The sequence below is a fragment of the Micrococcus sp. M4NT genome (assembly GCF_033790745.1).
Lineage (GTDB): Bacteria > Actinomycetota > Actinomycetes > Actinomycetales > Micrococcaceae > Micrococcus.
Genome location: NZ_JAMYEH010000016.1, coordinates 1 through 26,703, shown reverse-complemented (window position 1 = coordinate 26,703; position 26,703 = coordinate 1). Strand labels below are relative to the sequence as shown.

The window sequence follows — 26,703 nt, the reverse complement described above, 5'->3', positions numbered from 1 at the left end:
GGCGCGGGCGGCGCTGCGTTCGAACAGGTCGATGCGTTCGGGGATGATCCCGAAGGTGCGCAGCAGGTCGGACCAGAACTGCTGGGCGAAGGACTTTTCGGTATGGGTCTGACCGTCGGTGCGCCACCCGGTGATGCGTTGGCCCCAGGCGTGAGCGAAGTCCTGCAGGGATGTCCGGATCGTGCCGCGGTCTATCAGTTGGTCCACAGGCACAACGTACACGCGCCCCTGAACCTCGAAGTTTGGGACGGGCGCCTAAAGATCAGCCGGTGATGGGTCGATCTCTTTGCAGTCTCCCACCGGGGTGACTGCGGACCTCTATCAGAGCAGAGGATGTAAAAAAATCATGTAGAGGATGATGGTGTCAACAATTCTTGTCCCCTACGCATTTGCTTTACACCAACTGCAAGCTCAGGCCTCGCTGAGGGAGACGAGGTCTCGGATCTTCTCGACGATCTCTTCGAGGGTGTCCTCGGCCGTGTCGTAACCGCTTCGCGAGGCAAGGAGGGGACTCACATCACGCAGCGCGGGATACGTCGTCCCGTGGACTACGGGAAGCACTACCTCGCCCTCGAGCAGGGCAGAGAGTTCCTTGTCCGCCACTCCGGCAGCAGGAAGACGCTTGAGCATCGCGGGTGTCACAAGCACGAGACCGGCGCGCGAGGCAGCCAGACCCTTGTCGATCGCCCTCATCATGGGGGTGCCGGCCGCCAGATGCTGCTCGCTGAACCAGACAGAGACCCCACTGGCGGTAAGGGCCTCGTACAGCTCCTTCGCCATGCCCTTCCTGTCGTCCCACGCGTGGCACAGGAAGAGGTCCTTGCGCGTCTCCGAAGCGCCGCGTTCCTCAATCTGCTGACGCAACGGGCTCAGCGCCATGACCTCTGCCGGGGTGTAGAGAGCGTGCGAGCTCGGTGCAGCCCACCGGGGCTTCGTCGTCTTGTTCCCCTTGCTAAGGCCGGATCCACCTCCGGAGAGCCGTGCGGATGCCGGAGTGGAGGGCGCGTATCTAGGCGTGTAAGAGGACGTGTATGACCTTCGGCTGCCGTGGACGGGGCATGCAGCCCTTCCGCTCGCCGTGCGGTGACCATTTCTCGGGGCTGTGCATCCACTCATGGCGTGAGCCTACTGATGGCCTGCGACACGTTTGAGTAGATCCCCTCAGGTCCACCACCGGTCCGGGCGCGTGACGTCCGTGAGTCTGCCTGAGCAGGTCATTGAGTGCCTGGACGCCTTAGCTGAGCGCACGGGGCGCGCGCGTGGGGTCTACCTCCGGATCGCGACCACCGCGATGCAGCCGCATCTGGAGGTCCCCTGCTGACACCAGTAGATCGCGACCTACGAGACCGACTGCTCGAAGGTGACGACGCCTGAGGCACAGGTGCCCCGCGGCTTTGCCGCGCGGCACCCGCAGAACGCACTCCGCATCCTCGCCCCACGCGAGAGGCCCCGCTTAGATCAACCTCTAAGAGAAAAGGCACATATGCTACGGCTGTCGCCGTAGGGGTGTTGGCCGGGTGAGGAGGTGGGCAGGTGCGCGGTGGGGCGGTGTTCTTCCGGGGCTCCTCTGGTGCTGCTGCGCGCGCGTATCTGGCCGCTGACCGGACGGCTACGGCGGATGACTACTACCTGGAGAAGGGCGAGCTGACGGCGTCCCGGTTCGTGTTCGATGGGGCCGGCGAGATGGTCGAGTCGGGCACTTTGAACGCGAAGGCTTACCAGGGGTGGGTGGAGTGGGTGGACCCGTCCACGGGGGAGGTGCGGGGGGCGCGTCGGGAGAACTCGGTGCTGTTCTTGGACAAGGTCGTCAACGTGGACAAGACCCTCTCGGTGGCCGCCGTGCTGGACCGGCGGATCGCGGAGCAGTTGGACGCGGCGTTGGAGCAGATGGCGCACGAGCTGATGGACTATGCGGCGTCGGAGATGCACACCCGGGTCGGCCCTCGGGGGGCGCAGGTCTGGGCGCCGGTGCAGAAGCTGGAGGCGGTGACGGTGGCGCACCGGACTTCGCGGGAAGGCGACCCGCACCGGCACCTGCACCTGCAGTTCTTGAACCGGGTGTGGGCGGCCGGAGCCTGGCGTGCGTTGGACACGGCGGAGTTCGTCAAGCACAACGCGGCGATGAACCGTTTGGGGGAGGCGGTGCTGGCCTCGCACACCGGGCTGCAGGACGCACTGGCGCAGGCGGGGTTGAGCTTCGACCCGGCGACCGGGGCGGTGGTCGAGCTGGTCGATGCTGCGGAGGTGATGAGTAAGCGTGCCGGGCAGATCGCGGCCCGGCGTGCGGAGCTGGTGGCGGCGTGGCAGGCCGAGCACCCGGGGCAGACCCCGGGGGAGGAGATCCTGAAGGGGCTGGATCATCTGGCCTGGGGGCAGACCCGCCGGGAGAAGGTCCCCGGCGAGCTGCCGGACGAGCAGAAGTGGCGGGCGGAGATCGCGGCGGCCGGGTTCGTGATGCCGCAGGCCCCGCGTGAGCGTGCGGGGGTGGCGTGGTCGGAGGTGGACAAGCCGGCGTTGGTACGGGCTGCGGTGGAGCAGCTGGAGACCTCGCGGTCGGCGTGGTCGGTGGCCGATGCGACGGCGGCGGTGGCCGCTCAGTTCGCGCGTACGGGCGTGGTGGATTATCCGCGTCCGGTGCGGGAACTGGTGCGTGAGGCCACCGAGGCGCTCGTGTCCCGTCGGTGCACCCCGATCAACCCGGACGTGGACCCGCTGAAGGCCCCGCACCACCTGAAGGTGCTCACCACGAACCAGGTCATCGAGTCCGAGCGAACCCTGCAGGGGTTGCTGCTGACCAAGGCGCTGGAGCCGGCCAGGGACACCGTGAGGGTGGCCGGCCGGGTGCACGAGCTGGGTGCGCATCAGAACATGGACGAGGCCCTGTTGGAGCGGATCTTCACGGAGTCCACGTCCACCGACCCGGACGGCCAGCCGGTGCGCCTGCCGGAGGGGGCCGGGCACCGGGATGCGTTGGCGGCGATGGCCGGCACCCATCAGCTGGTCGTGGTCACCGGAGCCGCCGGGGCCGGCAAGACGACGTTGCTGAAGGCCGCCAAGCACGTCGGCGCGGTCAAGGGCCTGGAGCAGGTAGTCGTGACCCCCACGGCCAAGGCCGCGGAGGTCGCCGCTGCCGAGACCGGATCGGCGGCGAGCACCGTGCACGCCCTGTTGCGGGCCTACGGGTACCGGTGGGAGACCGACGAGACGACTGGGGCGACCCGGTGGCAACGCCTGGCACCTGGGGAGGGCGACTACCAGGGCGTGCCCGAGCACCGGGCGCTGGGGCCGAACGTGCAGGTCGTGGTGGACGAGGCCGGGATGCTCTCCCAGGACGTGGCCTCCCGCCTGTTCACGGTGCTGCAGGAGACCGGAGCTCGGGCCGTCATCACGGGTGACTACCAGCAGCTGGGCGCGGTGGGCCGCGGCGGGGTGCTGCAGATGGCCGAGCACGCCACCGAGGCGTCCGTGGACCTGGACCAGGTGCACCGGTTCACCACCCCGGCGTACGCGGCCCTGACGTTGGCGATGCGCGCCCGGCATAACCTGGGCGAGCAGTTCGACCTGCTGGTGGACATGGGCCTGGTGCGCCTCCACACCAGCCAACAGGAGGCGAACCAGGCACTGGCGGCGGCGTGGGCGCAGGGGGCGCGGGAGGGAAACTCTCCGCTGATCAGCGCGGCCACGAACGAGAACGCCCAGCAGATCAACGCCGCGATCCACCACGAGCACACCGGCCACCAGCCCGGTGCCCGGGATGGTTCTGCCTGCCTGGTGGGGATGGATGGTCTGCCCATGGGTGTGGGGGCGCGGATCATGACCCGCCGCAACGACGCGCAGCTGGGGGTGCTGAACCGACAGGTGTGGACCATCCGGCAGATCGGCCCCACGCACACGAAGATTCAGGACCCCGACGGCGGGCACCGGGTGGTGCAGGTGCCGAACGAGTACCTGCAAGAGCACGCGCACCTGGGGTGGGCGGTGACCGCGCACGGGGCGCAGGGGGCCACCGTGGGCCAGGCGCACACGCTGATCGATGAGCACACCGACGCCGCCGGCCTCTACGTGGGGATGTCTCGCGGCCGGGAGGCGAACGTGGCGCACTTCGTGGCCGAGGACCTGGACGCGGCGCGGGAGCAGTACGTGGCGGCGATGGGCCGGGACAGCGCCGATCACGGCCTGGACGCGGCCCGGCAAGCGTTGGCCGCGCAGCTGGAGGGCATGCACCTGCCCGGCCGGCAGCGTCCTGTGCAGCCGGTAGCCAAGAGCGCGGCCGAACTACGCCCGGGGGACCAGCTCCACGACGGAGACCAGCTGGTGACCGTGGTCGCCGTCGAGGGGCAGAAGGTGACGATGCGCCCCTCCCAGTCCCCGGCCTCGGGGGCACGGACGAAGACCCTCAAGGATGGGGCACGCGTGCAGGTGCTGTCCCCGGATGCCCGGTTCCCGGCCCCGGCCGGTACGCGCGCCCAGACGCTGACCGCCCTGGACCTTCAACTGCAGAAGGCCGCCCGGACCGCCAACGTGTTCGGTGCCTGGGCTGAGCACCGTGAACAGGCCACCGGCTGGCTGGCCGCGCACCCGGAGGCCAGTGAGCTCGCCGACGCCCTGGACACCCTGGGCGTGCGTCTGGCCCAGGCCCGGCACCAGGCGGACACCCCGCACCGGCACGCCCAGGAAGCGCACCAGGAGCAGACCGCCCGGTTGCAAGCCCAGATGCGCCAGTCCCAGGAGCGGGTGCAGGGCGCGGGGTTCTTCCAGCGCCGGGCGGCTCGGGCCGATCTGGCCCAGGCCCAGGCGGCGTTGGCCGCCCACCAGGACACCGCCCCGGTGGTGCAGGAGCCCGGACAGGTGGCCGAGCTGGTCGGTGAGCAGGCCCGGGTGCGGGCACGGTACGAGGCCCTCGCCCGGGACTTCACCGCGCAGGTGCCCACCCCGCCGTACCCGGCCGGGGCTATGGCCATGGAACTGCGTGGGCAGTTCACCACCGAGCCGCTGGGAGTGTGGCGGCACCTGAGCCGGCAGCCGGTCACCGCCACCGAGGACACCGCCGCCCGCGCGGCGGGGCACCAGAGGCGGGCCGAGCGCCTGCAGCAGCGGCGGGACTGGGTCGCCCAGGACACCCCGGAAGTGAACGCCACCCTGTGGGGCCAGCAGTCCCAGCCCACGACCGCTAGGCCGGCCCCTGTGGTGGACTCCACGGTGCCGGCCCACCTGGCGGCCCAGCGGGAGCAGGACACGGGGCTGGGCCGGTGACGGGGCTGCCGCCCTCTGCTCAGACGCTGGCGCGTCCTCGCGCCGGTTGCCCAAGGAAGGACGGGTGGCCCCTGACAGCAGGGGTCAGGGGCTCTGGCCGGGGTCCTCGTCGCTGAACAGCTGGGAGGTCAGGCGCAGGAACTCGGCCTCGAGCACATCGGTCTCGTACTGCGCGGCCTGCTGGTGCCAGTGGGCCGATTCGAGGTGGGGCAACATCGCGGTCAGAGCCATGCGCAAGTAGACCCCGCGGGAGCGTTGGGTCCGCTCAGCCAGGGCGTCCAGACGCTGGATCAACTCCTCCGGAAGCCGAACGGAGACCACCCTGCCCGAGGGGTGAGGGGGCTGCTTCTGTGTTCCCATGCCACACGCTCCACTCCTTGTAAACAATGTTTACATCTCAGCATAGCCGGGTGTGCTTGCTGTTCGCAGCAGGGCTGCCGGCCCGCTTGAGCCCGCCGCGGCCGACACACGAGACATGCCCCTAGACAGCAGAATGCCCCACGACCGCCAAGACGTGGGGCATACTGGCAAAGTCCAAACAACTACATACCCGAGTCTAGCGCACCGCCAACTCTCGCGCACGGCTCACGCGGCGATTGTGCTCACTCCCGCGTCACCAACGAGAAGCACGCGGCCTCACCCGCCGTACTCGCCCGTCAGAGGGGCTGTCCTTCCACGAGCTGATGTGCCGCCAGGTGCTCCCACGATCCGCGAGGACGTGGGGCGAAGGAGTGCCGAACCTGGGGCCGATCGCGCCGCCCGCCATCTGACCTGACACGGGCCGAGAGCCATCAGCACACGCCGCCACTGCACGCGAGTAACGCCGCGCGCCTCCATATGCATACGCATACCCATACGCACACTGCGGGCTGACCTAGTCCCCTCTGCGCCACCGGAGCCTCCTGACCTCTGCCAACCCGCCCCTGTCTGGGGCCTGTCAGAGGCCCGGAGGCACGCCGCGCCGCTCCCCGCCGCTCCTACAGGCTGGCACCGAAAACCCCCTTCGCCCCTCAGCTCCGGCTCTATCGGCCCCCCCTGGCGCAGAACCAGCCCTCGGGCGAGAATCCGAACAACACCGGTGTGAGCAGCCAGAGGAGACCCCGCCACATGAGCCAAGATCAACCATCCCGGCCGCGTCTCCACGAACCCCAGCAGATCAAGCAAGCCCTGTTCTCAGACCCTGCTGACGACGCCCCAGCTACCTACCTCTGGTCCAAACCGAAGAGAGGCCGCTGCCGACGCTGTCGACTACCGATCATCTGGATCTACACCGAACGCGAAGCACCCTGGCCCTTCCAGCCCGAGGAGTACGAAAGCGCTGGCCTGCCCCCTAAGGCTCAATGGCGCCTTCCACGACGCCGGAAGATCATCGCCATCCAGCGCCCCGCGGAACGACCCACCGACAAGGTGCTCATCCCGCACATGCATGTCTGTCCCCTCGAGGACGACTCAGATTCTCCGGCCTTGCTGCGCATCCAGAACGAGCTGTGGGCCAGGCTCGAAGAAGACGACACGGAAGAAACACCCTCCTGACCAAGCAGAACCCCATGCGATGGCCCTACGGCACCTCACGCTCTGCCAGGCGTAGCAGGAGCCATCACCAGCTCCCGCCCTGGCTAGACCGAGATGCACACTAGGCCCCAGGGATTGCAGTACCGCACTAACGCATTACCCCGTGCGGTGCTGCGGTACTGCGGGTTATCCTGCTGACATGGCCTCAGCCCCTGTCACCATCGCGTTCATCGCCTCCAAGGGAGGCGTGGGCAAGACCATGGGAACCATCTGTCTCGCCGCCGCCCTGGCCCACGCCGGGCACAGCGTCGAAGTCCTCGACGCCGACCCCCAGGGCTCAGCCAGCGAGTGGCTGGAGATCGCAGCCGAAGAACGCCCCATAGGATCGCCCATCCCCTTCACCCACCGGGCCGTGAACCTCGCCGGCCTCAAACGGCTGCACCCGGCCACGGACTTCGTCGTGATCGACACCCCACCGGGCACCCCGGCCGTCCAGACCGCCGCCGCCGCGGCCGCGGACCTGGTCATCATCCCCACCACCCCCAGCGCCGACGACATCGCCCGCACCTGGGCCACCGTCGACGCCCTCGGCCCCACCGTGCGCCTGGTGGCCCTACTGAACCAGGCCAACCCACGCACCAAGCTCTTCACCCAGGTCGTAGACCTGCTGGCCGCCGAGAACGTCCCGCAGCTGGCCGCCACGATCCCCACTCGCGAGAGCTTCAAACACACCCACGGCACCTACCCCACCCGCGCCGCCCTCGGCCCCTGGCTCCAGGTCGCCGACGAGATCCAGGAGATGACCCGACCGTGAGCACCAAGCCCACCCCCGGCGCCGCCCGCGGCCGCCGCACCACCACCCCGGCCGCCCCCACCGCCGGCCCGGACATGACCCTGGCATACGCCCCCCACGCTCAGGCCGCCGCCGAGCCCATCAAGGCCACCTCCATCCGCCTGCCCGAGCGCCTGCATAAGCACCTGCGCCGGCACAGCGTCGAGGTCGGCGTGCCCATGTCCCAGCTGATCATCCAGGCCATCGAAGCTCAGTACCCCGAACACTGACCGCACTAACGCGATACCGCAGTACCGCGTTCATGCATGCGGTACTGCGGTATTTACGCCGCTGCCTCCGCCCCCCACGTCAGGGGATGCCCCCTAGGCCCCGTTGCGGCTGGACGAGATCCAAGGGGTCGCCACAAAGGTGGAGCTGGACGGTCTTCTGACACGTTGATTGTGGCGAGTCTTGTGGCAGGCGAAACGGGGCCGGCTACGGGTAGCAGGGTGCGCCGCAGACACCCTCGCCACAATCGACCGTCTGTGTCATCCTCACCTGACCATGCCTATGCGGAAGGCACGCCCGTGGCGGAAGAGCCACCCAGGAGGCTGCGGAGGATCCATATGCCCGATCCGCACATCGAGAGACGATCTGCGAGCCGTGACAAACCCGTCGTTCGCCCGGGGGACTCGTCACCATCGATGCTGACGCACTCGGTGGAGCCTGGATGAGAGTGTGCGTATGGAAGCCGGCGGAGTGCCGGTCACCCGTCGTCGATAGACGACGTCACCGGCAGAGCGCGGGAACGTCTGCTTGCGAGGAGACCGATGCACCACCGCGCCCGCCTGGCTGCCCCTCGCACCACTCCTGCGTCGCTGAAGAGGCAATACCCAGGACCAGCGGCGCGGCCACGGCGGCAAGCAGCACGGCGGTGATGGCCGTGAGGGACCGTTGCGCCGGCATCGTGCTCGCGAATCCGGTGGCGGCAGTGGTGGTGACGGCCGCCAGGAACAAAGCGACAACGGGCAGCGTCCAGGGAAGAACCAGATCAAGGGACGAGGGGTAGCCCAGGTTCCCTTGGATAGTGAGGGCTGCCATGGATGCCCCAAACAGCGCCGGAAGGCCCAGCACTAGCCAGGCTAGGCCAAGACTGCGCGTTGGGCGCCAACGGCGTGGTGCGGATGGGGAGTGAGACATGGGATTAGCATGCCGCACTCAGTAATCCCCGCGGGCCAGCCGCAAGGTCATCTCGACCTCAGTGTGTGGACAGCGGATTAGGGCAGAAACGACCCCACCTGCCCGGCAAAACCCTGGCAGGGTGGTTTCGCCGGTGCCGGTGGAGAACTTTGACCTATGTGTGATTGGACTCACTAGACGTGTATCCTTCTCCTTGGGGACTGCTGAAGGTTCGGTTGACACCTGATCTGTGGGGACATGAGGTCCCCGCTGGAAGGATGTCGACATGCCTGCAGCACACCCCAAGGAGTTCCGTGACGACGTGGTCGCGGTCGCCCGTCGTGGCGAAGCCCCGATCGCTCAGCTCGCCAAGGACTTCGGGATCTCCGAGTCCTGCCTACGCAACTGGCTCCATCAGGCCGATGTCGAGGACGGCCACCGTCCCGGCGTGACCAAGGCCGAGAACGAGGAGCTGCGCGAGGCGCGGAAGAAGATCCGCTTGCTGGAGCAGGAGAACGAGGTCCTGCGCCGCGCCGCGGCGTACCTGTCGCAGGCGAACTTGAGGCTGGGTCAGAGCCCAAAATGACCTACCCGCTGGTCCGTGACCTTGCCGTCGACGGGATCCCCGTGACGGTGACCTGCCGGGTGCTGAAGTTCTCAACCCAGGCGTTCTATGCCTGGTGCGCCGACCCGGTCAGCGAGCGGGACCTGGTCGACGCCTACGCGATGAACGCCGCGTTCGAGGTCCACCGTGACGACCCCGGGTTCGGATACCGGTTCATCGCCGACGAGCTCGCCGCGGCCGGGCACGAGATCTCGGAGCGGCGGGTGTGGAAGATCTGTTCCCAAGCACAGATCGTCTCCGCCCACGCCCGCACACGTGGCCGGTGGAAGAAGCCGGGCCCGCCCGTGCACGACGACCTCGTCGAGCGGGACTTCACCGCGACAGGCCCGAACCGGTTGTGGCTGACCGACATCACCGAGCACGCCACCGCCGAGGGGAAGCTGTATCTGTGCGCGGTCAAGGACGTGTGGTCGCGCCGGATCGTCGGCTACTCGATCGGCGACCGGATGCCGGCCGCCCTCGCGGTTGACGCCCTCGAGATGGCCGTCGCCCGCCGCGGCCCGGGCGAGGTCACCGGCTGCGTGGTGCACGCCGATAGGGGCAGCCAGTTCCGTGCTCGGCCCTACGTCGCCGCCTTGCACCGGGCCGGACTGGTCGGGTCGATGGGACGGGTGGCCTCCAGCGCGGACAACGCCGCGATGGAGTCCTTCTTCGCCCTCCTGCAGAAGAACGTCCTGAACAGCCGCCGGTGGAGCAGCCGCGCTGAGCTGCGGCTGGCGATCGTCACCTGGATCGAACGGACCTACCACCGCCGACGCCGGCAGCGCGCCCTCGGAAAGATGACACCGGTCGAGTTTGAGACCATCTACTGGCCGACGAAAGCGGCCTGAACCACCACACCCGAAGTATCAACCGAACCTTCAGCAGTCCCTTGTTCACTGGGCGAGCACTGAGTGCTCTCTGAGATTGGGAGGGCCTCATGGGCTCTGGTGTGCTCCGTCGGTTGCTGTCTGGGGCTTTGGCCACGGTGTTGGCGTCGAGTTTGGTCGCTGCTGACTTGCCCGCGGCGTCCGCAACCCCCGATGCCGATGCAAATTCCAGTGAGGAGCAACCAGTCCAGGACCTCACGACGCCCCCGTCGGAGGGGCGGCCGGATGCGGTCTCGGCGCAGGTCACTGCTAGGGCAAGCGGTGAGCGGGTGGAGGATCTTTCCGCCCGGACTGAGTCCGAGATGCTGTTCGCGAACCCCGACGGGACCTGGACGTTGGAAACCTTCGCTTCGCCAGTGAACCGTGAAGCGGGGGACGGCAGTTTCACGCCCGTCACGGACGACCCAGTGCTGGAGAGCGGTTCGGACATGACGGTGAAGGGGGCCGTCTCGGAGGTTGCTGTCGCTGACGGGACCCAGTCACGTGGGGACGGGCCGACAGATGATTCGGTTCCCCTTGTGACGATGTCCTCTGAGCAGGAAGGCAAGCCAGCAGAGTTGGTGGTGGGGTGGGAAGGAGAACTCCCGACCCCGGCCACCGAAGGCTCTGAGGCGGTGTTCGCGGAGGCTGCCACGGCCGGGGTGGGCGCGAAGAGCCGTGACGTGAGCGCTGATGTGGCGGTGCAGGCCACCTTGGATGGGTTCGCCCATCAGGTCGTGATTGACCAGAACCCCGGGAAGGATGTGGAACTCCGGTTCCCCTTGGGCGTTTCTGAGGGGTTGGAAGTTACTCAGGACCCTGAGTCCAAGATCCTGAGAGTGGAAGATCAGGCGGGGGAGACGGTCTTCCTGGGGTCGGCCCCGATGATGTGGGACAGCTCCGTGGTAGACGAGCGGGTAGGGGTGCCTACGGAGTACCCGGTGCAGTCCCAGCTGGTGAAGGAAGGCGACGCTGATGTGCTGGTTCTGAACGTCTCGAGGAAGTGGCTGTCGGCGAAAGAGCGCACGTATCCGGTGACGATTGATCCGGTGTGGACCGCTCGGGTGGATGCTGATACGTGGGTGCAGTCCAACGTGACTTCGGCTAAGGCCACCGACCCGGAGCTGCGGTTGGGAACGTTCAATGGCGGGTCCACGAAGGCCCGGTCTTATCTGAAGTTCGGGATGGCCAATGTGCAGGGCACGAATATTGTCGGTGCCAAGCTCAAGGTGTGGAACACCCATTCTTGGTCCTGTACCCCTTCAGGGGTGACGGCTCAGCGGGTCACCGCCGCGTGGGATCCGACAACTCTGGTGTGGGCCAACCAGCCGGCCACGACCACGACGGGGTCTGCGCAGGTGTCCTCCGCTAAGGGGTATTCCACCGCGTGTGAGGCTGGTTGGTTGGAGATGGATGTCACCGGCATGACCCAGTACTGGGCCGATAACCCTTCGCAGAATCATGGTGTGCAGCTCAAGGCCACGAATGAGGCGGACAGTAACGGGTGGAAGAGGTTCCATTCCAATGATGTCTCGTGGTTGTCGGTGCAGCCGCGGGTGGAGATCACGTTCAATTCCTACCCTCTGACTCCGACCAAGACGAGCTTCACGCCCGGCCAGGTCGGTACGGACGCGGCGGGGAAGTTCTGGGTGAACACCCCGACCCCGACGATGCAGGCGACCGTCGTGGACCCGGATGGCGGGCAGGTCCGTGCACTGTGGGATCTGACCAGCGGCACTTCGATCTTGAATCGTTCCTCTGGTTCGCTCGTTGCCTCCGGGCAGGCCTCGAAGATTACGTTGCCGACGCTGACCAATGGGCAGAGCTACGCGGTGAAGGCATGGGGCTCGGATGGGGCCTTGACATCCAAGAGCGCCGCCCCGGTGATCGTCTTCGGGGCTGATTTCACCGCCCCGAATGCCTCGTCCATCACGGCCAGTGGGTACGACGGCACGGGGTGGGCCGACTCCGCGCCGACGTCCTCGACCTTGAACTTCTCTTCATCGTCAACGGATGTGATGAGCTTCGAGTACTCCATTGATGGTGCTGCCGCGAAGACGGTTGCCGCCACAGGCACCAGCCCGCGCACTGCTGAAGTGAGTTGGAAGCCCACGGGGGCGCATCAGGTGAAGGTCACGGCGATCGACCGGGCGGGGAATCGAACTGGCGCGGAACGATCGTTCATGACGGGGACTGCGGGGCTGAGTGCTCCGCAGGCGGGAATGACCAGCTCCGATGCGTTCAGGGTTCAAGCAATTGCCCCGCCCTCGGCCGACACCGCGGTCTCGGCGAAGGTCTACTGGCGTGAAGCCGGTTCCAATACCGCGGGGGATACCTCCACGTACGGTTCCGTCTCGCCTGATCTGGGGTGGAAGGAGGCCAAGGACGCACCGGTGACCCGGGCAAGCAACGGCACCCTTCAGGTCTCGACGACCTTGGATGTGGCTAACGAGCCGGCAGGCGAACTGGCCCGATTGGGCAAGGAACGTGTCCCTGCGCTGATCGAGGTGCAGGTGTGCTTCACCTACCCCTCCTTAAGTGGTGCGGCTCGCGTGCAGTGCACCACCCGGGCCGGGTCCAACGCCACGGCTGTCACCCGTCTCCCACACGCCTTCGGTGCCAACTATCCGGTGGCCGAGGCTGGACCCGGTCAGGTGGCGTTGAGCACCGGTGAGCTCAACGTGGCCACCACCGATGTGAAGGCCGACGCCGGCAACACGGACCTGTCAGTCTCGCGCACCTACTCCTCCTACTCGGGGCTGGGTGCCGATAGTGCGGTTCTGGGATCCGGGTGGCGTCTGAACCTCGAGGGGCCCGACGCCGGGCTGGGTGGGCTGCTGGTGGCTGAGGCGACCGCGGTGGATGGCACTATCACCCTCATCGACGAGACGGAAGACGCTCTGGTCTTCCGTCAGCCCGATGGCACCCGCATCGCGGGCAAGACGGGCGTGTACACCCCGGCGAACACCACCGCGACCGAGTCCGGTCTCAAGGTGGAGCTGACAGGGTCGGGGACGAGCGCACGCATCACGGTCACCGAAGCCGATGGCACCACCACCACGTTCACCAAGGGGTCCGTCCTGGATGGGTCGGCCGTGTTCGAGTGGGTCCCCGAGGCTGTCATCACCCCCGGAGTGCCTGGCAAGACGCAGTACATCCGCGAGAACGGGAAGATCACCAAGGTCGTCGCGGCCAGCGACGGGGCCGACATGGGCGCCACCTGCATCACCGCCCCGGTGAAAGGCTGCCGAGTGCTCAATCTCGCCTACACGGGCGAGGGGCGGCTGGCGACGGTGAGTTTCACTGCCTTCGACCCGGCGAAGAACGCGATGGCCACCATCCCGATGGCCTCCTACACGTACACCGGCACCGGTGCAGGGGCCAGGCTCACGGCAGTGACGGACGAGCGTTCAGGGGAGAAGGTCGGGTATTCCTATGGTGCTGCCAGTGCCGCGGGGGTGCCTCTGCTGACCCGGACGACGCTCACGGCCGCCAACGGGCAGAACATCGAGGCGGCCACGGAGTTCAGGTACGGGACCGGGGCCTCCAGCAGCCGCGCCGATTGGCTCGAAGCCGTCTACCGGGGGGACCCCAACGGAGGGTCCGGCACCGTGCAGACCAGCCGGTTCGTCTACGGCGTGAGCCCTGCCGGGGACGGTAAGAACTCCCCGAATCTGAGTGCTGAGCGGGTGGGGTGGTGGGAGCAGTCCGCAGCGCCCGTTGCCGGTGCGGCGGTGTTCAACCTGAATCGCCCGGTAAGCACCTCAAAGGCTTCTGCTCTGCCGGCCGGGGAGCTGCGCTACGGGTCCTTGGTGTTCTGGGACGAGAAGAACCGGGTGGTCAACAACGCCTACTATGCCGACAATGCCTGGCAGAACGATGCCCGGATCTACAACGCCGACCAGCTGGTCGAGCGCGAGTACGCCTACCAGGGCATCGGCCAGGTCACGGATCGAGCCCAGGCTCTGGGACTGGTGACCAGCACGGGGACGGCAAGGGCGGGCATCGTTCCCGGGCATGAAGAGAACGCCACGCTCACCGAGTACGCGCTCCCGGCGGCAGGGGCCAGCCCCGAGGTGGCAACTCATACCAGGAGCTTCCCGGTCAAGGTCACCTCCCCGGCGGTGACGAACGAGCGGGGCGGGACCTCCCGGATGGTGGCCTCCACGCAGTACACCCCGGTCACCGATGTGGACGCCACGGGGATGCCCCGCATGCTTGCGCTGCGGGAAACTGCGGTAGAGGTAGAGATCGCTGCGGCCGTCGGTCAGCCAGTCACTGAGGACCGCATTGTCTCGGATGTCCGGAAGAACTATGACGCGATGGAGTCCTACGGGGGCAAGGCCGCTACTGACAAGACCAACCAGCGTTCCGGCTGGGTCCACAGGATCCCCACGACCGTGACTTCTGCGGTCGGGGCCGGTCAGGCCTCGATTGTGGTGCGCACCTGGCTGGATGAGTCGGGAAGGACGATCCGCGAAGTCCGCCCGACCTCTTCAGGTACTGATGCCGGCACGTCGAAGTTCGTGTACTACACGGCCGGGACCAATGCCGTTGATGCCCAGTGTGGGAACCGCCCCGAGTTCGCCGGTCGACTCTGCGCGATCCTGCCCCAGGGCACCGGATCGGTCACCGAGCGCACCACCGGCTACAACGTGTACGGGGATGTGACCTCTTCCGTGGAAGCAGCCTCCGGGGCCACCAGTGGCCCCTCGAGGACGACGACGACCACGTACCGTGCCGACGGCCAGATCAACACCGTCGCGGTGTCCACCACCGGACTGACCGGCTCCACGCCCGTGCCGGTGACCACCTACCTCTACGACGGTGCCGGCCGTGACGTGGGCCGCCAGAATGCCCAGGGGGTGGTGACCTCCACGCTGGATGCCTGGGGCCGGATCACCGCCTACACCAACCAGGACGGTCAGACGACCACCACCACGTACAACTCCTTCGGGCAGGTGGCCAAGGTCACCGACCCCTACGGCACCACCTCCTACGAGTACGGGGCGGTGACCGGGCAGGGATCAACCGAGTTCCGTGGTCTGCCGACCCGTATGCGGGTCAGTGATCATGGAGCCTCGGGAACCGAAGGCGTCTACGAGGCGGTCTACGACCGGTACGGCAACCTCGCCTCCCAGCTCATGCCCGGGGGCATCACCCAGCGGCAGGACTACGACGAGGACTCCCGTCTGATGGGCCTGTCCTACGAAGGACCGGTCACCAAGGCGGACGGAACCACGGGGACCGCCACGTGGGTCGGCTGGGGTCTGACCCGTGATGCGACCGGGCGGATCACCGGGGAGAACGCCCCCGAAACGGTCACGGCTGCTACAGCTGGACAGCAGGCAACCCAGCGGGGCTACACCTACGACCAGGCCGGCAGGCTTACCAAGGTCGCGGATGCGGCCACGGGGGAGTCCCGCCAGTACACCTTCGATGCCAGCGGCAACCGCACTTCCCTGACTACCGTGGGCAAGGACGGGAAGTCCTCTACCCGGTCATGGACCTGGGATGCCGCGGACCGGATGAGCACTCCCGGCTATGTTTTCGACGGCCTGGGACGGGCCACCACGATTCCCGCCTCTGATGCACCGCAGGGTCTGGAGACCAGTGCCTCCCCTGCTGCCGGCTCTGCCCCGATCACCCTGGGGTACTACGACACGGACGCCGCCGCCTCGATCACCCGGGGAAGCACGACCACCACTCTGAGCCTGGACGCGGCAGGGCGCCGGCACAACCAGACCACCGGCACCACCGTGGTGAAGAACGGGTACGTAGACGACTCCGACAATCCGGGGTTCTCCACGACCACCACCGGCGCGGGCGAGCCGGTCGTCAGTCGGTACATCAACGCTCTGGGTGGGGACCTGGCCGTACGGATCGAGGGCAGCAGTGCCACGCTCTCGCTGGCGAACCCGCACGGCGATGTCGTTGGTGAAGTGAATATCACCACCACAGCCATGGCTTCGGCGGGGCTGTCTGAGTGGACCACCTACGACGAGTACGGCAATGCTACGCGACTGGCCCCGTCAGCGGTGGGGAACACGTATCGCTGGCACGGGGCCGATCAGCGAGTGGTTGCAGGCGCTGGGCTGATTCTCATGGGCGCTCGGTTGTACAACCCCGCCACGGGCCAGTTCACCACCCGCGACCCTGTCCGCGGGGGTAACACGACTCCATATTCTTACCCACAGGACCCGGTAAATTCGCATGATATTTCCGGCCTGTTTGCGCCACTCGTGTGGCTGGGGATAAGGGTCGGGATTCAAGTATGTAAGAGATACTGCGTTAGGGCAGCCACTTCGGCTTGGAGTCGAGTAAAGCACTTTGCCAATCACAATAACTACCTTCGCATCGGCCCCACTGCCCCCGGTTCGCCATTCCGAATTAGCTTCGGCGTGCACAAGAAGCATTGGCATACTTTGCCTAAGCCCATTAGAATGGTTTGGCGGCACCATGTGCATGTAGAACGAAGGGTGATTAGTATTTACTGGAATATCTCAAAGAATAATTGGAAAAAGATTTACAGAAAGCAGTGGTAGATCTATGTCCAATCCGAGGGAAAAGGGGTGACGTTTGCCTGGTCTGTTTGCATATCCAAATTGGCATCTAGATGTTATAGAAAGGCATCTCGAGCATTTAGGTGCTTCGACTCTAGTTCAAGTCCTCTTTGAGAATAGGATTCTGCACCTTGAGGCCATCAATTCTTCAAAAAGATTGGTTAAGCTTTCCACTACTGGTTCCTCTATAACTCTTGTGGTCGAAGGATTGGGTTCCGGTATGGACTTTATGACCGGCGATCCTGAGTGTGACAAGAAAATTCTCGAGTTATTTACTAGTGCCTACGTCTCCCTGGTATTGGTCGGATTTGACTCGATTGGAGAGATTGATCGGAACGAGGGTGGATCTCCGTTCTGGAGATCCCGCAGGGGTGATGTGATCGAGATATCTGAAGATCATTGTTGGAATTTAAGAAAGCGATTCTCTACCACTTTGGGCAGACTCTTCAGTTGAATTGAGATTCTCAGGCCTACTGTTCCCACCAAGGCGCTCATCTGAGGATGATGGGAATGGCACCGCATGCCTTGATATAAATTCGCTAGAGGGCAGCCAGATGCACTCTCGATGGGCAGGGCTAAGGGGTCCCTGCGGGCTTTCAGGCTTGGTAGGTCCCGTGGGGGATTTCTCTCACCGCGCCCGGGTAGAGGCGGTGAGCGGCCGTTAAAAACGGAGCACTCTCACCCACTCCAAACGATGCTTGGAGTTTGAGGGGGTGGACGAGCTGCCGGCTATGGGGTGTGCCGGTGGAATAGGGGCCGCCTGCGCGACGGCTTCGATTGTCGTTCGGTGGCCGAGAATGAAGTGGCTTGTAACCACCACAGGAACCGGTGCATATTGGGTTCTCGCCTCGAAGTGAAACCGAGGACGCTTTCCCGTCCCTCCCCGCTGTGCCTAGGGGGGTATACCCACTAGGCGCATGTGTCAGAGCCAGTTGGGTGCTGCTGGAGAGAGGTGCCAGGGTGCGATCTTGCTTGACAGGGTTGCCCATCATCGCGCTCGACGGATTCGTCGATCCGGCCTTCTCCAACCGCGCGCTGGCTCGCTTACCCGTTGGGCTTGGCCTCGGATTCATGGACGTCATTCTGGAGTAGCGCGATGATCTGCTTTGCGGTTTCACTCCGGTGGTCCTGTGAGATGGGCCTGCTTCCGATCAGGTCGTTGACCCAGAGCCCGTCAGCAGCGAGCAGGGCGAGCGAGGTCATCTGGTCGCGCTCAGCTTCGTCTCGTTCGCTACGTCCGGTCCATCGGTCGATGAGGTCTTCCCAGATCGCCTTGTGCTGGGTGTGCTGGCTGTCGAGAATCATCTGGAACTCGGCGCGGGAGGCGGCTGTCGAACAAGTGAGTATGTAGGCGGTCAGGCGCTCCATCGGCGTTGCCTCAGCGGTCGGCTTTCCACAGGCGATCTCTAACTGCCGCTCCCAGCGATCAGCGAGTCTCTGGTGGATCGCAGCGATCAAGTCGTCTCGTGATGGGAAGTGGTAGATGATCCCGGCCCTGGTGATCCCTGCAGCGGCCGCGACAGAGTCAAACGTGACTGCTGTGATCCCGTCTTCCTTGATCACTTGGATCGCGGCGTCGAGGATCATGGTCTTCTTGCTCTCACGCACCATCATGCGCCCCTCCGATTGGTTCAGTGGTTTTCGGCGTACTCCATTGCCTCGCTGCCGCGCCCGTAAGCGCGGAGCAGCCGATTGGTCAGAGCGGCTCCACTAGCCAGCATGACAGCGAGGACGATCATCGTGACCAAATAGGCCGTGTCGTAGGCGGAGGTGGCGGCTGCGATCACGTCGAGATCTCCGTCGGCGATCCCGAGGGCATCGGCAATGCTCTCCCCCGCTGCGGCGGGAGTGCCATCCGGGAGTCGGACGACTGTGGCGTAGACGAAGGTCAGGAGGCTCCCGAGGAGTGCTACAGCCGAGAGGGAGCCCATCTCATAGGAGACTTCTTCGATCGAGGCCGCCATGCCGGCCTTTCGCGGAGGCGCGTTGCCCATAATGGCGGCGGAAGCGACGGCGGAGGTGCCGCCCAGGCCGAAGCCGGTCACGATGAAGCTGACGACCAGCAGGGGTAGTGATCCGTTCGCAGAGGCCAGCACGGCGAGAGCTAGTCCTAGGGCGGCGATGGCGAGGCTGCCGGAGATAATGATCCGCAGGCCCACGATGTGCAGGATCGCGGCCCCTAGGACACCAGAGGGCAGGGCGCCAAGCGCGATGGCTGCGACTAGCAGGCCTGCTTGCAGGGGGGTGAAGCCCTCGACGAGCTGGAAGCGCTGTGTGGTCGCGAGCTGGGCGCCAGCGATGGTGAACATCGCGAAGAAGGCTGCCAGAGAGCCGCCAGCGAAGGCGCGGTTGCGGAAGATGGAGAACTCGATGAGTGGTTCTTCCAATCGGCCCTGGCGTCGCACGAAGAGGACGAACCCGATGACTGCTGACGCCAGCGCCCCTGCGATCAGAACCCAGTTCTGTGGAATATGGGCCAGTTCCTTGATGACGAGCACGGTGCCCACCAGCCCGACCATCGCATAGAGGGATGAGACGAGATCCCACTTCTTCGACGGATCGGGATGGTTGTGCGGCGCGATGATTGCGGTCGCCACAAGTGCGATGGCAACAACGGGGACATTGATGAGGAAAACAGATCCCCACCAGAACCGTTCGAGAAGGGCGCCGCCGAGAATGGGTCCGAGCGCTGCCCCCGCGATCGACAGGCTCCCCCAGATGGCGATGGCGATGTTGCGCTCACGAGGATCGTCGAACGCGAGGCGGATCAGAGCAAGCGTGGCGGGCATCATCGCTGCGGCCCCCACAGCGAGGAGTGCCCTGGCGCCGATCAGGAAGGCAGGGTTGGGCGAGAATGCCGCTGCCAGTGATGCGGCACCGAAGATCCACAGGCCGACGACGAACATTCGGCGGTGGCCGATGCGATCGCCCAGTGTGCCTGCTCCCAAGAGGAGGCCAGCCATGACCAGGGGGTAGGCGTTGATGATCCACAGTGTCGAGGATCCGGACGCGCCGAGGTCTGCGGTCAACGTAGGCAAGGCGGTGTAGAGGATCGAATTGTCGAGGGTGATGAGTAGCAGGCCGGCCCCCACGGTCATGAGCAGCCACCACCGCCGCGGCGATGATCCAACGTCGTTCACTGTTGTACCCCTGTCCTCTGCCTGTAGTCGCATCAACGAAACTATACTAACAGGTTAGTAAAGTAAACGTCAACGCTCCGACAGAGGGATGCCTCACGATCCAGCTGGGTGTTCATTGCCCCATCCCGGCGTCAAGCCGGGTATACCCCTTTACGCACCCCCCGGCCCTACGAGATCATCACGTCAGAGTGGGTTCAGTTCGGACCCGTTGGACACATCTGACGGAGGGTCTTAGACGTGGTTGGACAGGCGGTGGCCTACGTCCGGGTGAGTTCGGCCGAGCAGAACCTGGGCCGGCAGCTCGAGGCGGTGGGGGAGTGCGACCGCGTCTTCCAGGACAAGATCTCCGGCAGCTCGAGGGCCAAGCGCACGGGCTTGGCGGAGCTGATCGGGTACGTGCGGGAGGGGGACCTGGTGAAGGTCGCCTCGATGGATCGGCTGGGCCGGGACACCCGGGACTTGTACGCGATCGTGGACGAGCTCACGGACAAGGGATGTGCGGTGCAATTCGTGTCCGAGCGGATCACCGTGGACAAGTCCGGCACCTCCCCGGTGGACGGGCTCATGCTGGGGATCCTGGCGGCGTTCGCTGAGTTCGAGCGCCGACGGATCAAGGAACGTCAGGCCGAGGGCATCGCCCTGGCCAAGGCCCGCGGCAAGTACGTGCAGGCCCCGAAGCTCTCGGACGCGGACGTGGAGCAGGCACGCGTGATGATCGACATGGGCATCCCGAAGGCCGAGGTGGCGCGCACGTTCGGGGTCAGCCGGCAGACGCTCTACACGTCGTTGTCTCGTGGTGCTGGAGCTGAGGGGTGAGCCCGACCGCACGGGGTTGCGATTTTTTCGTTTGAGGTCTCATACTGCGTGCATGGAGACCAAGCCCAACGCCACGCACACGGTGCTGCCGCCTGCAGACCTGGAGGAGATGCTCGATCTGAGCAGGTTCCTGGGGGCCCTGACGCAGCCGGCCGCGTTGCTCGGTCCGGACGGGCAGACCGTTCCTCTTCCCTTGGAGGCGTTCAACGTCCTGCGGGAGGTGGTCGAGGCCATGCAGGTGGGCAAGGCCATCACCGTGGCCCCGGTGGACCAGATGCTCACCACGCAGGAGGCGGCGAACTTCCTGGGGATCAGCCGTCCCACGCTCGTGAAGCTGCTCGAGGGCGGCGAGCTTGCCCATGAGCTGACCTCCGGTGGCCGCCACCGGCGGGTGCGCCTGCAGGATGTGGTGCAGTACCAAGAGGCCAAGCGTCGGGACCGCCGCGCCGCCCTGGAAGACCTGACCGGTTCGGCCTCCGAGGCGGGTCTCTACGACGAGGACGCGGATCGGTACCGGCAGGCTCTGCGTCAGGCCCGCCGCGACCTGGGGCGGCAGGCCCGGTAGTGGCCCGCTTCAGTGCCGTGCTCGATGCGTGCGTGCTGGTGCCCATCGCGCAGGCGGACACCCTGCTCTACATGGCCGAGGCCGGCCTCTACCGGCCCTTGTGGAGTGAGCGGATCCTCGAGGAGACCATCCGTGCGTTGGAGACCATCCACCCGGACATGCGGGAGACCGGGGCGGCCCGACGCCGGGCCGCGGTGATGAACCAGGCCTTCGACGACGCGTGCGTGCAAGGGTGGGAGCAGCTCGTTGGGGCCATCGATCTTCCCGACCCGGATGATCGGCATGTGGTGGCCGCCGCGGTCCAGGGGCGGGCGGATCTGATCGTGACGGCCAACCTCAAGGACTTCCCTGCCGAGGTGCTCGGCCGGTTCAACCTGCAGGCTCAGGATCCGGACGAGTTCTTCATGAACCAGCTCGACCTGGACCCGGCCCAGGTGATGCGCTCTGTTCAGGTGCAGGCGGCGGCCACCCGTAATCCGCCTCTCACGGTGGCCGCCGTCCTGGCGAGCCTGGAGCGGTGCGGGGCGGGAATGTTCGCCGAGGCAGCCCGCGGCCAGACCTGGCGGCTGTAGAACGGGCGGGCGGAAGGAAGCTGCACGGGCATGTCGTCGCACGCGGTCGCAGAAGGGGGCTATGTCATCCGACTGATGCCCCCGTTGGCTGGCCGGACGCCACCGTCCTAGCGTCGAGGTTTAGCTTGGACAGCGTTACTTCAGTCTTGGCAAGTTTTTATGCACCCCGACTTGAGTTGCAGCCGTGATCGAGCGTCTGTGCTTTACTGTGTGAGTGGATCGAGCCGAAGAAGCAGCCCAGAGGGCGTTGCATACTGTCGTCAGCGAGTGCGCCGAGAGCGGCCTGACCGATGCCTTGCGGGGGCTGGTGCAGGAGGTCTATACGACCAACCTTGACCGTTACGAGCCCGACGAGCTCGGTGACACCCCTAGGTCCTTCGGTTTTCAGTGCTACGAGAACCTGAAGGAGAGGGCGCCTCGTCGAGCTCACCATGATGTGCGCGAACACCCCGATGCGCATTGGCGTATCTCGGGGCTCCACGTGGCGACCCCAGGAGGCGTCCTCACCTTCGAGTTCGCGGGCGCACGCTTCGTAACGATGAAGGTTCCCTACGGGCAAGGGCGCAATCCGAACTGGGGTGGGGGCGTCGACTGGGCTCATCAAGATAGCCAGGTCAGGGCGGCAATCGCCGCAGAGAACTCCGAGGTTCTGCAGTATCGGACCCCTGCCGCCGGAGCTGCGTCGCTCTTCGCGCACCCAGGGTCGCCCGGAACTGTACAGAACTTCATGCTCCTGTGGGGCGGGGAAGCCAAGACTCCACTGACCGCGGGCTGGCTGGCCGTTCCCGTGCTCGGTGAGAGGCCCTTCATCGCCCACGAGAGGCTCTGGTGGGATGCCGACCGTGACGCGCAGGTCACGCAGACGCCCATGCCTGATCGTGGCCCGAACTTCGACGAGAGGCCCGCGGCAGCCCTCTCGATGGCTCTGAAGCAGCGGCCCCAGGAAGGTCAGGCGTGACCCGCATTTCACCTCTCTCGGCTGCGGGCACGGACTTCGATGGCACTCGGCTCACCGTGGCCAGGAGGCTGCGCCGAAAGACCAAGGCCACCCTCGCCCGAGAAGTAGGAGTCACCCCGACCGCCATCGCGCAGTTTGAGAAGAACCTCTCGAAGCCGACTCAAAGTGTCCTGGCCCGACTTTGCTTGCAGCTGGGCTTGCCTCGAGAATTCTTCGGCGCCGGACGACCTCTTGCGCTCTTGCCTGCGTCCGGGGCGCACTTCCGCTCGTTGCGCTCTACGTCCGCTACCTCCAGGGAGCAGGCGCTGGCCTACGGCGAGTTGTGCCTGGAGCTGGTTGATCTGATCGGTGCCTACGTCGATCTTCCCCCGGTGTCGCTGCCCGAGCTGGAGCTGCCCGAGGAGCTGACCGATGAGGCCATCGTTGAGGCGGCTCGGCTTACTCGTTCGACCTGGGGCATCGCGCCAGGTCCTCTGCCCTCAGTGGTCCAGACGCTGGAAGCCCACGGGATCATCGCGTTGCGCCTGCCGGTGGAGACGGACGCGGCTGTAGACGCGTTCTCGACGTACTCCGGAGCACGGCCACTGGTTTTTCTCTCCCCAACCAAGGATGACAAAGCGCGTAGCCGGTTCGACGCGGCCCATGAGTTGGGCCACCTGGTTCTGCACCCCGACACCGAACCGGGGTCGAAGCTAGTGGAGCAGCAGGCCCACCAGTTCGCCGCTGAGTTCCTCATGCCTCGAGACGAGATCATTGAAGACCTGCCCCGGCGCATTAACTGGCCGGCGTTCCATGAGCTCAAGCGCCACTGGGGGGTCAGTCTGCGTGCCCTGGTTTACCGTGCCCACTCACTGGGACGGCTCTCCGAGGCCTCGTACAGGCGCGCCAATCAGCAACTATCCGCCTGGGGGCATCCGGAGCCCGGGCCCCTTGGCCCGGCGGAATCGCCACAGGTGCTCGGGATTGCTCGTCAGTTGATCACCGAGGGTGGATACGACTTCGAGGGCATCATGGCTGCTGGCCGTATCGCTCCCGAGGTGGCCGAAGCGGTCATGGATGCCGCCTCGACCGTCCGACCGAAGCTGCGGTTCGTCATCTGACACTGTCCGATCTCTGCCACCAGTGTCGGTGCTTCTACGCCTTCTCCATATGGCGCGCTGCTACGAAGTCAGCTGGGCGTAACGGGCGAAGAGTAGCTCCTGACGCTCCAGCTCGGTGCGGCACCGGCGGGGTGCTCCCATGATCTTGTCCATCACCGCGTCCAGCCCGTCGTGGGCCTTGACCAGGGCCGGGTCCATGCCCAGCGGGGCGTAGTGCTGGGCAAGGGACCGCCTGGGATGTAGGGCTCGGGCTTCGAGGACCTTCTCGGCGGCGCGGGCCAGGGCGGCTCGGTCCTTGTCGGTCAGGGCGGGCAGGGGGAAGCCGTTCCAGGTGATCGTGCTGGAGAACGAGATGCGGGACTCCAGCCGTCCGCCGACGGTCTTCATCCAGGTGATGAACATCGAGGAGGAGGCCACAGCGAACACGATGCCATCGGGGTCCAGGGCGCCGTAGACCTTGTTGGAGATGATGACGTCGGGCTCGAAGTGGGCCACGGGCAGGTAGGCCCGTGCTTCGCTGCTGACCTCGGGGATACCGACGAACGGCACGTCGGAGACGAGGCCCCGCTGGCGGAACAGGTGGGGGAAACGTGCCCAGTCCCGGGTGGAGGCGGCCTTGGACTTGGCCCGTTCGGCAGCGACACCCTCGAGGCGGCGCTTGAGCTCGGGGGAGCGGGAGGGCGCGTCGGGGTCCATGTCGGTCAGCCAGAGGCACCAGCGCTGCTGGCCGCGGATCAACTCGACCGCACCGACGTAAGGGCGCACGTAGGGGGCTATCACGGAGTCGGCCATCACAGCCTCGTACTGCTCTGCGGTGACGACGAGGTTGCCGGCGTCCGCAGGCTTGGAGCCGTACGTGACTTCGGGCAGATCGGGGGCGAGCGGGGTGCTGCGCTTCTCCACCAGCACGTTGGGTCCGTCCACCAGGTACCCGTTGATGGTCTTCACACCGGTGACCTCGGACGCCTGCCCGCCCACGTGGGCGTACTCGAAGAGGCGGGGCTTGGCGCCCGGGTCGCGGGTGAAGCCGATGATCACGCAGTGTACGGCGGCCTTGCCGGGGGCTTGAGAGTCCCACTGGAAGGTGCGGTGGGCGAACTTGATGCGCCAGCCGGCGGCGAAGATCGGGGCGAACAGGCGGGCGGGCTGGTCGCCCTGGACGATGGAGTTCGTGGTCACGAACGCCCACTCCCCATCCCGCTCGGCCAGCAGACGCAGGGTAAGCGCGTGCCAGGAGGTCACGAAGTCCAGGCGGGAGAGCTGCTTGCCTTCGCCCCAGGCCGCCTGCATCAGCGCCAGTTGGGCAGCCGTGCGGGTGTGGTCACCCAGGAACGGGGGGTTGCCGAACACGAACGTGCGCCCGGCCGGGGCGGGAAGGGCCTGAGACCAGTCGAGGGTGAGCGCGTCGTGCTGGTAGATCGTGGCGGTGGTCTTGATCGGCAGACGCACCGGGGCCTGGCCGAGCGCGGCGGCCAGCTGCCGGTTGGCCTGGTGGTCCACGAGGAACATGGCGGTCTCGGCGATCTTGGCCGGCCACCAGTTGATCTCGATCCCGTAGAACCGGTCGATGTGGATCCGCTGGTCCAAGCTCACGTCCAGGGACAGGTCCTGGGACCCGGTGCGGCGGCGCTGGTCAGCCAGCAGGTCCGTCTCGATCTCGCGCAGCTTGGCGTAGGCCAGGTTCAAGAAGTTGCCGGCCCCGCAGGCCGGGTCGACGTAGATGTTGGCGGCCATCTCCTCGATTAGGGCGACGATCTCGCGGGTCGTGGTGGTCTTGTTGCGGATCAGTCGGTCGGCGCGGGCGCGGTAGTCGTCCAGGAAGAGCGGGCCGATGGTCTTGAGGATGTTCTCCTCGGAGGTGTAGTGCTCCCCGTCGCCGCGGCGGGCCTGCTTGGACTTGACCAGCTGGAACATGGAGCCGAACACGGCCGGGGAGATCTGCGTCCACCGGAACCGGCAGGCTGCCACGAGCGCGTCCCGGAACTCCTCGGTGAGGAAGCCGGCCGTGGAGGTGCCGTCGAAGATGCCGCCGTTGACGTAGGGGAAGCGGGCCAGGGAGTCCGGCACGCCGCGGCGGCGGTTCTCCGGGGTGTTGAGCACGCGGAACAGGGCGTCCAGCTGGGGGCCGAGGTTGTCGGCGGTGGTGTCCCATTCCACCCAACGCTGGAACAGGTCGGCCTCCCACAGGCCGGCGTCGTCGCCGTAGAGCAGGAACAGCAGCCGGGTGAGCAGGATCGAGGCCTGCTGGGTGGCGAACTCCTCCTCTTCGGCGTCCTCGGGGGCCTCCTCGCCCACGGGCACGTCCACCTCGTCTCCGACGAGGGCGGTGAACATGGACGCCATCAGGGCGGCGGCGGCGATGGAGGCTTCCTGCTCCTCGGCCTTGGTCACGGTGTCCTGACCGGCGAGGAACATCAGCTGGTCCACATGGTCCGCAGCGTCTTCCACGGCGAACTCGGACACCCAGCTGGCGTCTCCGAGGCGTTCGACGCGGATGCGGGCGAAGTCCGTGACGAGCACGTACTTGGGCCACTCGTGCTGACCGACGGACCCGCCGGCGAGGTAGTCCAGGGCCTGGTCGTGGGCGGCGTCGAGGTCGGCGTCCAGGGACTTGGCCTCGCCGAGGGCGACACCGGACCAGAAGAAGTCGATGTATCCGGCGCCGCCGGTGGAGGCGCGGGCGGCGCTGCGTTCGAACAGGTCGATGCGTTCGGGGATGATCCCGAAGGTGCGCAGCAGGTCGGACCAGAACTGCTGGGCGAAGGACTTTTCGGTATGGGTCTGACCGTCGGTGCGCCAC

At 66.2% G+C, this 26,703-nt stretch carries 18 protein-coding genes and 2 pseudogenes; 12 read left to right on the top strand and 8 right to left on the bottom strand.

Annotated features, from left to right (window positions below):
* Both NJC10_RS10975 and NJC10_RS10970 read right to left on the bottom strand, forming a co-directional pair.
* Nucleotides 1-207, bottom strand: a 207-nt coding sequence (locus tag NJC10_RS10975; protein WP_319076579.1) for a hypothetical protein, incomplete at its 3' end; no start/stop codon positions are given.
* Nucleotides 208-411: 204 nt separating this feature from the next.
* Nucleotides 412-879 carry a toll/interleukin-1 receptor domain-containing protein gene (locus NJC10_RS10970; protein ID WP_319076577.1) on the bottom strand — a complete coding sequence of 156 codons (468 nt, stop codon included), beginning with the start codon at nucleotides 877-879 and terminating at the stop codon, nucleotides 412-414.
* Between the two features lie 307 nt (nucleotides 880-1,186).
* On the opposite strand from NJC10_RS10970, the gene NJC10_RS11280 reads away from it, so the two are divergent.
* Entirely contained in the window at nucleotides 1,187-1,321 is a 135-nt protein-coding gene (locus tag NJC10_RS11280) for a ribbon-helix-helix protein, CopG family (protein ID WP_413466435.1), read from the top strand.
* A gap of 212 nt (nucleotides 1,322-1,533) precedes the next feature.
* Nucleotides 1,534-5,253 (top strand): MobF family relaxase, encoded by a 3,720-nt coding sequence (gene mobF / locus NJC10_RS10965; RefSeq protein WP_319076576.1) that lies wholly within the window; start codon nucleotides 1,534-1,536, stop codon nucleotides 5,251-5,253.
* 84 nt (nucleotides 5,254-5,337) lie between these two features.
* On the opposite strand, the gene NJC10_RS10960 is transcribed toward mobF, so the two are convergent.
* On the bottom strand, nucleotides 5,338-5,484 hold the full coding sequence (locus tag NJC10_RS10960; RefSeq protein WP_319076575.1) for a hypothetical protein: 147 nt from the start codon (nucleotides 5,482-5,484) through the stop codon (nucleotides 5,338-5,340).
* Nucleotides 5,485-5,613, bottom strand: a pseudogene (locus NJC10_RS11275) (ribbon-helix-helix protein, CopG family); the annotation flags it as partial.
* A 747-nt stretch (nucleotides 5,614-6,360) separates the two neighbouring features.
* Here NJC10_RS11275 and NJC10_RS10955 point away from each other — a divergent pair.
* The 3 genes from NJC10_RS10955 (at nucleotide 6,361) to NJC10_RS10945 (ending at nucleotide 7,827) form a co-directional block, all read left to right on the top strand.
* Nucleotides 6,361-6,786, top strand: coding sequence for a DUF6083 domain-containing protein (locus NJC10_RS10955; RefSeq protein WP_319076573.1), 426 nt, complete (start codon nucleotides 6,361-6,363; stop codon nucleotides 6,784-6,786).
* A gap of 178 nt (nucleotides 6,787-6,964) precedes the next feature.
* Nucleotides 6,965-7,579 carry a ParA family protein gene (locus tag NJC10_RS10950; RefSeq protein WP_319076571.1) on the top strand — a complete coding sequence of 205 codons (615 nt, stop codon included), beginning with the start codon at nucleotides 6,965-6,967 and terminating at the stop codon, nucleotides 7,577-7,579.
* A complete protein-coding gene (locus NJC10_RS10945; RefSeq protein WP_319076570.1) occupies nucleotides 7,576-7,827 on the top strand; it encodes a hypothetical protein in 252 nt (83 codons plus the stop codon). The genes NJC10_RS10950 and NJC10_RS10945 overlap by 4 nt, the downstream gene beginning before the upstream one ends.
* Before the next feature lie 499 nt (nucleotides 7,828-8,326).
* Here the strand turns inward: NJC10_RS10945 and NJC10_RS10940 are convergent, their stop codons facing one another.
* Nucleotides 8,327-8,638 (bottom strand): hypothetical protein, encoded by a 312-nt coding sequence (locus tag NJC10_RS10940; protein WP_319076567.1) that lies wholly within the window; start codon nucleotides 8,636-8,638, stop codon nucleotides 8,327-8,329.
* Nucleotides 8,639-9,002: 364 nt separating this feature from the next.
* Between NJC10_RS10940 and NJC10_RS10935 the strand changes: the two are divergent.
* Nucleotides 9,003-10,171, top strand: a pseudogene (locus NJC10_RS10935) (IS3 family transposase).
* Between the two features lie 341 nt (nucleotides 10,172-10,512).
* Nucleotides 10,513-16,734: a DNRLRE domain-containing protein gene (locus tag NJC10_RS10930; protein ID WP_319076565.1), complete on the top strand. Its 6,222-nt coding sequence runs from the start codon at nucleotides 10,513-10,515 to the stop codon at nucleotides 16,732-16,734.
* Between the two features lie 1,062 nt (nucleotides 16,735-17,796).
* On the opposite strand, the gene NJC10_RS10925 is transcribed toward NJC10_RS10930, so the two are convergent.
* Together NJC10_RS10925 and NJC10_RS10920 are read right to left on the bottom strand one after the other, a co-directional pair.
* Nucleotides 17,797-18,366 carry a TetR/AcrR family transcriptional regulator gene (locus NJC10_RS10925; RefSeq protein WP_319076564.1) on the bottom strand — a complete coding sequence of 190 codons (570 nt, stop codon included), beginning with the start codon at nucleotides 18,364-18,366 and terminating at the stop codon, nucleotides 17,797-17,799.
* A 17-nt stretch (nucleotides 18,367-18,383) separates the two neighbouring features.
* Entirely contained in the window at nucleotides 18,384-19,850 is a 1,467-nt protein-coding gene (locus NJC10_RS10920; protein WP_319076562.1) for an MFS transporter, read from the bottom strand.
* A 279-nt stretch (nucleotides 19,851-20,129) separates the two neighbouring features.
* Between NJC10_RS10920 and NJC10_RS10915 the strand changes: the two genes are divergently transcribed.
* From NJC10_RS10915 to NJC10_RS10895, 5 genes are all read left to right on the top strand, one after another.
* The gene (locus tag NJC10_RS10915; RefSeq protein ID WP_319076560.1) at nucleotides 20,130-20,708 is read left to right on the top strand and encodes a recombinase family protein; all 579 of its coding nucleotides are present in this window, start codon (nucleotides 20,130-20,132) and stop codon (nucleotides 20,706-20,708) included.
* Between the two features lie 52 nt (nucleotides 20,709-20,760).
* Nucleotides 20,761-21,273 carry a helix-turn-helix domain-containing protein gene (locus NJC10_RS10910; RefSeq protein ID WP_216886688.1) on the top strand — a complete coding sequence of 171 codons (513 nt, stop codon included), beginning with the start codon at nucleotides 20,761-20,763 and terminating at the stop codon, nucleotides 21,271-21,273.
* Nucleotides 21,273-21,845, top strand: a complete 573-nt coding sequence (locus NJC10_RS10905; protein ID WP_319076557.1) for a PIN domain-containing protein — start codon at nucleotides 21,273-21,275, stop codon at nucleotides 21,843-21,845. Before NJC10_RS10910 ends, NJC10_RS10905 begins: the two co-directional genes overlap by 1 nt.
* A 214-nt stretch (nucleotides 21,846-22,059) precedes the next feature.
* Nucleotides 22,060-22,803 carry a hypothetical protein gene (locus NJC10_RS10900; protein WP_319076556.1) on the top strand — a complete coding sequence of 248 codons (744 nt, stop codon included), beginning with the start codon at nucleotides 22,060-22,062 and terminating at the stop codon, nucleotides 22,801-22,803.
* Nucleotides 22,800-23,903, top strand: coding sequence for an XRE family transcriptional regulator (locus NJC10_RS10895; protein ID WP_319076554.1), 1,104 nt, complete (start codon nucleotides 22,800-22,802; stop codon nucleotides 23,901-23,903). Before NJC10_RS10900 ends, NJC10_RS10895 begins: the two co-directional genes overlap by 4 nt.
* Nucleotides 23,904-23,963: 60 nt before the next feature.
* Here NJC10_RS10895 and NJC10_RS10890 read toward each other — a convergent pair.
* A partial coding sequence (locus tag NJC10_RS10890; protein WP_319076553.1) for a DNA methyltransferase occupies nucleotides 23,964-26,703 on the bottom strand: 2,740 nt, incomplete at its 5' end.